The sequence below is a fragment of the Winogradskyella immobilis genome, assembly GCF_021887715.1.
GTDB lineage: Bacteria > Bacteroidota > Bacteroidia > Flavobacteriales > Flavobacteriaceae > Winogradskyella > Winogradskyella immobilis.
In genome coordinates, this window is record NZ_JAIQXX010000033.1 from 1 (window position 1) to 8776 (window position 8776).

7 protein-coding genes and 1 pseudogene are annotated in these 8776 nt (G+C 31.2%); 4 read left to right on the forward strand and 4 right to left on the reverse strand.

Features of this window, described 5'->3' with window-relative positions:
- The 3 genes and pseudogenes from K8Z87_RS13440 to K8Z87_RS13450 all read left to right on the forward strand — a co-directional run.
- Window positions 1–659 (forward strand): annotated as a pseudogene (locus tag K8Z87_RS13440) (DNA polymerase III subunit gamma/tau); the annotation flags it as partial.
- Window positions 660–663: 4 nt separating this feature from the next.
- Window positions 664–1227: a hypothetical protein gene (locus tag K8Z87_RS13445; protein WP_227478097.1), complete on the forward strand. Its 564-nt coding sequence runs from the start codon at window positions 664–666 to the stop codon at window positions 1225–1227.
- Window positions 1227–1808 (forward strand): MiaE family protein, encoded by a 582-nt coding sequence (locus tag K8Z87_RS13450; protein ID WP_227478098.1) that lies wholly within the window; start codon window positions 1227–1229, stop codon window positions 1806–1808. The genes K8Z87_RS13445 and K8Z87_RS13450 overlap by 1 nt, the downstream gene beginning before the upstream one ends.
- Before the next feature lie 59 nt (window positions 1809–1867).
- Here the strand turns inward: K8Z87_RS13450 and K8Z87_RS13455 are convergent, their stop codons facing one another.
- The 4 genes from K8Z87_RS13455 to K8Z87_RS13470 all read right to left on the reverse strand — a co-directional run bounded on the left by K8Z87_RS13455 (window position 1868) and on the right by K8Z87_RS13470 (window position 6070).
- Window positions 1868–2407 (reverse strand): porin family protein, encoded by a 540-nt coding sequence (locus K8Z87_RS13455; protein WP_227478099.1) that lies wholly within the window; start codon window positions 2405–2407, stop codon window positions 1868–1870.
- 99 nt (window positions 2408–2506) lie between these two features.
- Window positions 2507–3412, reverse strand: a complete 906-nt coding sequence (locus K8Z87_RS13460; RefSeq protein ID WP_227478100.1) for a Ppx/GppA phosphatase family protein — start codon at window positions 3410–3412, stop codon at window positions 2507–2509.
- Window positions 3412–5466, reverse strand: a complete 2055-nt coding sequence (ppk1, locus tag K8Z87_RS13465) for a polyphosphate kinase 1 (protein ID WP_227478101.1) — start codon at window positions 5464–5466, stop codon at window positions 3412–3414. The genes K8Z87_RS13460 and ppk1 overlap by 1 nt, the downstream gene beginning before the upstream one ends.
- A gap of 118 nt (window positions 5467–5584) precedes the next feature.
- A complete protein-coding gene (locus tag K8Z87_RS13470) occupies window positions 5585–6070 on the reverse strand; it encodes a SixA phosphatase family protein (RefSeq protein WP_227478102.1) in 486 nt (161 codons plus the stop codon).
- 454 nt (window positions 6071–6524) lie between these two features.
- Between K8Z87_RS13470 and K8Z87_RS13475 the strand changes: the two genes are divergently transcribed.
- A partial coding sequence (locus K8Z87_RS13475) for a PKD domain-containing protein (RefSeq protein WP_227478103.1) occupies window positions 6525–8776 on the forward strand: 2252 nt, incomplete at its 3' end.

The following is an 8776-nucleotide window of genomic DNA, read 5'->3' on the forward strand; positions in this document are numbered from 1 at the left end:
AAAAAAAAAAAAATAAGCAGTTTATAATTCCCCCTTCTTATTTTAAAGCAAGAGGTATTACTCCTATTCCTATTGTAAAACCGATTCCTGTAAAAACTCCAGAAGTCATTACAAAAGATACACCTATAGCTAAAAAAGAAGAAACTGTTGCTAAAGTTGCTGAGCCTGAAATTCCTAAGATATCAATTCAAAATCCAGCTAAAGTCACGTCTGGTTTATCTTTAAAAAGTATTCGCGAAAAGAAAGAACATCTTATTAAACAAATGGATGTTGTAGTAGACGAAGATCAGCTACCAAAAGAACCTGTTACTGAACCTGCTTTAATAGACGCTTGGAAAGCTTATATTAAAACATTACATCATAAAGGTGAAAAAATTATGGCTTCTATTCTTGAAATGGAAACACCAAAACTTTTAGATACAGATATATGCTTAGAATATGCTAATGAAACACTAAAAATAGAGTTAGAACGTGCACAATATCCTTTATTGCAATATTTAAGAAAAACACTTCAAAACTATGATTTAACCTTAGATATCAAGGTTAATGAAGAAGTTGCAAAAAAGTATGCTTTTACACCTCAAGAGAAATATGAAAAACTCAACGAAAAAAACCCTAATTTAGAAGTATTGAAAAAAACCTTTGGTCTTGATTTTTAAATCCATGAGAATATTATATCTGCTTTTATTTATTGTTTCTGTTGCTGTAACGAGTTGTGATGGAAGAAAAACAAATCAACAATCTTTAACGGAAAGTATTGAATCCTTTAAAAAGAAAAACACTTTTGAAGAACACCTATATATTCCTCAAAATTATTTAAAACGAGAGACAGATACTATTCTGAGTAATCATTATTCTGTAAATATTAAAACATTTACAGATATGGAATCTGATATCCTAAAATCTATAAAAAAGGGCAATATAAATTATAGCTATCATCATCGTAATATTATCTCTCAAATTCATGTAAAACAAAATAATTCAACTGTTATTCATCAATCCATCAATAAAAGCTTCATTGCTAAGTACACAAATGACCAAGCTGTTATAGACAATTCTATATTACAAGGAGCTTGGTTAAATCAAAACTTATCTTTAGAAGATACTATAGTTATTGATTTAGCGTATAAAGAAATAGATACTAAAAAAGATTTCCTATATCAGCTCTCTATAAACAAAAATGGTAATATTAGGGTTAATCGGTTAAACCAAAATTATTATTTATAATGCTAGGACTTAAATTACCTACTGACCCTCGTTGGGTAAATATTGTTGAAAAGAATATTGAAGATATACTCACAGACCATGCCTATTGTGAGCAAAAAGCAACGAGCACAGCAATATCGTTAATCGTTAGTTTTCCTGAATACACTGACTTAGTTATAGAAATGACTGCACTTGTTAAAGAAGAGATTAGCCATTTTAAAATGGTACACGACAGAATTATTGCTAATGGTTGGGTTTTAGGCAGAGATCGTAAAGACGATTATGTAATACAGCTTTTAAAATTTTTCCCTAAAGGTGGTAGTAGAACTACACAATTGGTTCATCGTTTATTATATGCAGCCTTAATAGAAGCTAGAAGTTGTGAGCGTTTTAGACTATTATCAGAAGAATTAGAAGACAAAGAACTTGCTGAATTTTACAGAAAACTTATGGTTAGCGAGGCCAATCATTATACAATGTTTTTAGGGTTTGCGCGCCAATACGGTGACCGAGATCAAGTAGATAAAAAATGGCAAGACCTTTTAAATTATGAAGCCGAGATTATGAAAGGTCTAGGAAAAAAACAAACCATGCATGGTTAAACTAAAAAATGCTTCTAAACAAATTAGAAGCATTTTTATAAGGTGTTACTTATTAGTAACTATATTTTAATACCTATACCTATTTGAAAATTAAAATTAGTAGCTTCAAGAGGTGAAGCTTCATCATCTAATATATTTGTAAGTCCATAAGAATATCGTAGATCTATAAACAAATCGTTAGTAAACACATACTCTACTCCTGCAACTCCTGAAAATGCGAATGTGCTAAACGAATCATTATCTTCCCAAGTTTTTAAAGAGACTTGTGGTCCGGCACCGATTGACAAGTTTTCACTAAGTGCAAATCGTAATTGAATTGGCAAATTAAAGTAATTTGCTCTAATATCACGTGATTTTCCACCTTCGGCAGACCATTGTAATTCTGTGTTTATAGATGTCACTTCAGATAATGGAACTTCGGCAAAAAAGCCAAAAGCAAAACCATTTCTATGTCTGTTCTCTATTGGAGCTTCAGGATCAAAATCTAAATTAGAGATGTTGTAACCTGCTCTAATACCATACTTTACATCTTTGGTACTTTGGGAGAAACCGATAGTTGTAAAGCAAACTAATGCAAATATTGCTAAAATTGTTTTCATAAGTAGTTGTTTTTATAAGTGGGTACGAATATAATTTTAAATTCTAATTATCAGTCATTTATTAGATTTTAGTAAAGAAAAATAAGACAAACGGTAAAATTACAAGTCAATACTAGTAATCTTATTATGGTACATGCATTTTATAATACCATCTGATAACCCAATTTTAGGGACTAAAATATTTTTGGCAGCACTCCACTTCATTGCAGATAAATAAATTTGTAATGCAGGCACAATAACATCTGCTCTATCTTGGTTTAAGTTGAGCTCTGTTATACGTTCTTCGTAAGAGTAATTTTGAAGTTTTTTATAATAATTAGCTAGATAGAAATAGGATAATGGTTTTCCTATATCTTTTCCTGAAATCTTAAATATTTTATTAATATTTCCACCAGAACCTATTAATTCAATTTTATCATATTGCCTAGCGTTTGTTTTTATCCATGTCTTTAATTCTTGCCATGTATCGTCTTTTACTATATTATTTAGTAAACGAACCGTTCCTATTTTAAATGACTTTGATGTAATTTTCTTGCTATTATGAATTATCGAAAACTCTGTGCTCCCACCTCCTACATCTACATATAAATAGGTTTTATTTGCATCTATAAATGTATGTAAGTCTGTAGCTGCAATAATTTTAGCCTCTTCTTCGCCGTCAATAATATCTATTTTAATATTACATTGCTCTGCTATTATTTTATTTAATTCATTTCCGTTTTTCGCTTCTCGCATTGCCGAAGTTGCACAGGCTTTGTATTTTACAACTCCATGAGATTTCATTAGTAAACTAAAAGCTGTCATTGTATCGACCATTCGCTTTTTATTATAATCGGAAATTTCATTTTTAAGAAATACATCTGCACCAAGACGAATAGGGACACGAACCAATGCATTTTTTTTGAATATTACTGGTTTATCTCCTTGTTCTATAATATTAGAAATTAATAATCTTACCGCATTTGACCCTATATCTATGGCCGCATATTTTTTAATATTCAGCATTAATTTTCTAATCGATTTAAATAATATTCATAAGTTTTAAATTGAGATCTAAGCGAAGGTTGATTACGTTTTTTGTATTTGTTATCTTGATCTTTATCTATAATACGAGCTTTAACGTTATCATTCCAACAGATATCAAAAATATCTAACAGTTCAGATTTTATATCTTCATCATAGATAGGGCAAGTGACTTCTACTCTATTATCTATATTTCTTGTCATCCAATCTGCAGAAGAAATATAAACCTTTGGATTACTATTATCTCCAAAAATATACAATCTTGTATGCTCTAAAAACTTATCAACGATACTAATAATTTCAATATTTTCACTCATTCCAGGAACTCCAGGTATTAAACAACAAATACCTCTTACTATCATTTGTATTTTAACACCTGCCTTACTAGCTTCGTAAAGCTTATCTATCATTTTATAGCTACTGATGCTATTCATTTTAAGTTTAATAGACGCATTTCTGCCTTGCTTAGCATTAGCAATTTCATTATCGATAAGAGCAAATATCTTAAATTGTGTATAATGTGGAGACGTAATAATATGCTTATACCTATGAATTTTGTAATTCACTTCAAAAAAACTAAATACTTTATTAATGTCTTTAAGTAATTTTTGGTCGGATGTTAATAATGTAAAATCGGTATATATTTTTGCTGTAGACTCGTTAAAATTACCAGTACTTATAAACCCATAACGTTTTAGCTTATTCTTTTCTTCGCGTTCAATAACACACATTTTAGAATGTACTTTTAATCCTGTAACGCCAAAAAGCATATTTACTCCTTCGCTTTGCATTTGCTCTGCATAATTAATATTTGCTTCCTCATCAAAACGTGCACGCAACTCAATAGATACTGTTACTTTTTTACCGTTTTTAGCTGCATTAATTAAAGAACTAGCAACATGAGAAATTTGGGCCAATCGATAAATAGTAATTTTTATAGTTTTTACTTTTGGATCTAGAGCAGCTTCTCTTAAAAACCTCACCACATATGAAAATGTATGATACGGTGTATAAACCAAGTAATCTTTTAACGCTATTGCTTTAAAAACACTTTGTTCTAAATTTAAGCCTTTAACTGGCAATGATTTTATTTTATCGTATAATAAATCGTTTCGATTTAAGCTAGGAAAGCCCATATAGTCTCTACGATTGTGGTATCTTCCTCCAGGAATAACACTATCTGTAGATTCTATACCCATTTTTGCCATAAGGTAATTTAATGTATCTCTATCAATAGTCTTGTCATAAACAAAACGTACTGGATCCCCAATTTTACGGTCTTTAACGCTATCCGCAATTTTTTCCATAAAACTTTTACTTAAATCACTATCAAAATCTAACTCTCCATCTCTAGTAATTTTAATCATATGGGCAGAAATAGTTTTATATTCAAAAAAATTGAAAATATCAGCCATACAATACCTTAATAAGTCGTCTATTAAAATAATATGGCATTTATTATCCGTTTTGGGTAAAACCACAAAACGATTCATTGATTTAGAAATTTCTATTAAAGCATATTGTTTACTATCGTCATGCAAACACATTTTTACAACTAAATAGGCTGCGCTATCTTTTAATAATGGTAGCTCTATATCTTCATTTAATATTATGGTCACTAAAGCAGGACTAACTTCTTGGAAGAAATAAGATTTTATGAAGTCGTGTTGACTAGGTTGAATTTGATCTTCTTTTATAATATAGATTTGCTCTTCTTGAAGTTTGCTTTCTATATTACTTAAAATTTCTAAACTTTCGCTTTGTTGTTCTATTACAGTTTCTGTAATTTTTAACAACAAATCACTAGCTTTAATACCTCCTAATTGATTTTTACCACCTTTTCCGGCTTGATCTATCCGTTTTACAGTTGCATACCTAACTTTGAAGAATTCGTCTAAGTTGTTTGAGAAAATACCTAAAAAGCGTAATCGCTCTATTAATGGTACATTTTCATCTGCTGCTTCTTGCAAAACTCTTGCATTAAATTGAAGCCAACTTAACTCTCTATTAATATAAATATTACTGGGTTTATTCATGCAACTTACTTTACACAAATATATTTCATTTTAGTATAAAGTTAGATAACATTATGCTATAGAATTGAAAATAATATTATTAAAAAATTCTATTGGTTATAAATTAATACATTATCTATTATCGATAATCTCTCGGGAATAGAACATCTTTTGTATGCCCCAACTTTAAATGTTTCCAATTATCGATATTAAATTCTAAAATAGCTAATCCTGAGGTTGGTAAATTATTAATATATCTATCTCCATAGGTGTTTACTATTGCTGTTAATGCATGATTGTGTCCAAAAATCATTACGGTATCTAACCGGTCATCCATTTTTTTTATAAAATTAAGAACCCTTTCACCAGAAAAATCATATAAGTCTTCATTAATTTTAAGCTTAGATTCTGAGATCTTTAATTCTTCTATAAATATTTTACATGTAGATAATGCTCTGTTTGCTGGGCTAGAAAATACTGCATCTACCACAATAGTTTTTGTATTAAAAATGGCAGATACTCTTTTAGCATCGTTAATACCTCGTTTTTTAAGTGGCCGTTCTTTATCTATTACATCATATTGCCAAGAGGACTTTCCGTGCCTTACTAATATTAATTGTTTCATATATTCGATTAAATGTTAATTTTTGTCGACAAAATGTTGTTTTAGTCAGATTAAATACATAGATTGCGACCCGAAACTTTAAAATTAACCTGTTTTATAAGTTTTGAAAACATTATTTATGACTGAAATTTTATTATTATGAGAAATCAATTATTCCGATAAACCAATTAAAAGCCCCGCTTAACGAAATTTTGTGCAGCTTGAATGGTTTTTTTGAATTATGAATACGTTATGTGTTCATTTGTAGTGCTATTAATCAATTAATTATGACCCCAAATCTAATTAAATTCAAAATAAGGTTGTTCGACGACCTAAGTTTCCTCCCTCAGAACTATACTAAATATAATGCTTTTGGGCTATTTATAGCTGATAGTAGCAAATCGATTATTAATGTATCATCTTTTGATGATACTTGTTATATATAAAAAAATTAGTCAATTTAGAATTAAAGCTTATGAAAACTAATACTATTAATCTCATTGAAAATATTCGTGGCAAAGCAATTGCTTTGCTAACTTTGGTTTTCTTTTTTGTCGGATTATCACAAGTTCAAGCACAATGTACTATCCCTACAGGTGATATAACTGTATCAGATTTTAACAATTTTGTTATAAATCCAGCAAATAATTGCAATGGTACAGTTATAATTCCAGATAATGCACGGGTACTAGTAGATCAAGATTTTACAATTTCTAATGCTATTACTAGTATAATAATACAAGATGGAGGTCAAATTGTTTGGACTTCTAACTCTACCTTATCTATAGGGACTAGTACATCTATTCAGATATTAAACACAACGGACACAGTGATTAGAAATGGAAGTGGCGCTTTAGCTTCAGAAGGTCCATGTAATAATAATAGAAGGATTAATATTGGTAATATTAGTTATTCTGCTTGTGTTGGTGGCGGAAATGTATGCTTTATTTTTGAAGAATTAGTTGCTCTTGGAGGTACGCCTGTTGTTGACCCTAATATAATGGTTATTGCCGCTGGTGATGGAAACGATGTATGTTTTCCTGATGCAGAGATTATAACTCTAGTAAGCAATTTGCCTGATGGCGTTTTTCCTATTGATAATGAAACTGATAACATTTCTGCATACGTTTGGACGCAATTATCGGGACCTGGAACTACAACTTTTACTATAGGCACACCAGATACTAGTGTTCCTAATAATGTAACCCTATCAACAATAGCAACAGTAACCACTCCTGGTTCTTACGAATTTCAGTTGGCTATACAAGTCCCTTTAGGTGCTCCTGGTTCTGGTTGCGAAAATGACTTTGCTGAAGTTACTACACCTGCTATAGCTATAGATTTCCTTGATGCTATAGTTGCTGATATAAATTTTACACCAGATGCAAATTGTGGAAGAACAATTGACTTTACAGGTATATCTAATGATCCTTATCCAAATCCTCCAGGTACAAATGATATTACGTATTCATGGGATTTTGGAGATGGTAATACTAGTACAGAACAAAATCCAATTCATACTTATGCCTCTGATGGTAATTTTGATGTAACGCTTACTGTGAGTGATATAGATGGACCGATTTCAGAATGTAATGTAGATACAGCTTCGGTTACTGTAACTGTAGCTGATAATGATCCACCTGTTTTTGATTGTTCTACACTTTCTCAAATAGATTTAGATACAGGTGTTAATTGCTCTAATGATACAGATGTAACAACTCCTGTTGCTATAGATAACTGTGATGGAAATATAAACGGTGTTGGCACTAGAAGTGATGGTGCTGCGCTTAATGACCCATGGCTATTAGGTTCAACAACCATTACTTGGACGTTTACTGACACAGCTGGAAATAGCATTCAATGTTCACAAGATGTTGTAGTTACAGATAATACCAACCCTACTATTAACTGTCCTGCAGATATCACTGTTAATGTAAACAACCCTTTAACTTGTTCTACTCCAATAACTATTACAACTCCTACTGCTAATGATAATTGTCCAAATGTAACTGTTAGTGGTACTAGAGATGATGGTCTAGGTCTAAATCAACCATATCCTGTAGGAATTACAACTATTACATGGGTAGCAACTGATTCTGCTGGTAATACAAGCAATATTATATGTGAGCAGCTTATTACTGTTATTGATAATATGCCACCTACATTTAACGAAGCATTACCTGCTAATGAAACTGTAGAATGTGATGCCATCCCTGATGCAGTTACTCTTACTGTTACTGATAATTGCAACCCAAATGTTGAAGTTATTTTTAATGAAGAAAGAACTGACGGTTCTTGCCCTAATAATTTTACCCTTGTACGTACATGGACGGCTAATGATGGTGCTAATGGTGGTGGAAATGAAATAACACATACTCAAACTATTACGGTTCAAGATACTACTGCTCCTGTTGCACCTAGTGCTCCTGCAAATGAAACTTACCAATGTATTGATGATGTACCTGCACCTGGTGACTTAACTGCTGTTGATAACTGCCTTGGAGATATTACTGTTACTGGTGTAGATTCTACTGATAATTCTAATCCTTGTAACATTATTATTACTCGTACTTGGACATTTACTGATAACTGTACTAATACATCGTCTGTATCACAAACTATTACTGTAGCTGATACTACTGCGCCTGTTGCACCTAGTGCTCCTGCTGATGTAACAGTTCAATGCGTGGATGAAATCCCTGCTATGATTGATCTTACTGCTGTTGA

What these genes read in the sequence shown, in the direction of transcription:
- K8Z87_RS13445 (WP_227478097.1), top strand. Translation starts at nt 664, where the DNA reads ATGAGAATATTATATCTGCTTTTATTTATTGTTTCTGTTGCTGTAACG.
- K8Z87_RS13450 (WP_227478098.1), top strand. Translation starts at nt 1,227, where the DNA reads ATGCTAGGACTTAAATTACCTACTGACCCTCGTTGGGTAAATATTGTT.
- K8Z87_RS13455 (WP_227478099.1), bottom strand. Translation starts at nt 2,407, where the DNA reads ATGAAAACAATTTTAGCAATATTTGCATTAGTTTGCTTTACAACTATC.
- K8Z87_RS13460 (WP_227478100.1), bottom strand. Translation starts at nt 3,412, where the DNA reads ATGCTGAATATTAAAAAATATGCGGCCATAGATATAGGGTCAAATGCG.
- ppk1 (WP_227478101.1), bottom strand. Translation starts at nt 5,466, where the DNA reads ATGAATAAACCCAGTAATATTTATATTAATAGAGAGTTAAGTTGGCTT.
- K8Z87_RS13470 (WP_227478102.1), bottom strand. Translation starts at nt 6,070, where the DNA reads ATGAAACAATTAATATTAGTAAGGCACGGAAAGTCCTCTTGGCAATAT.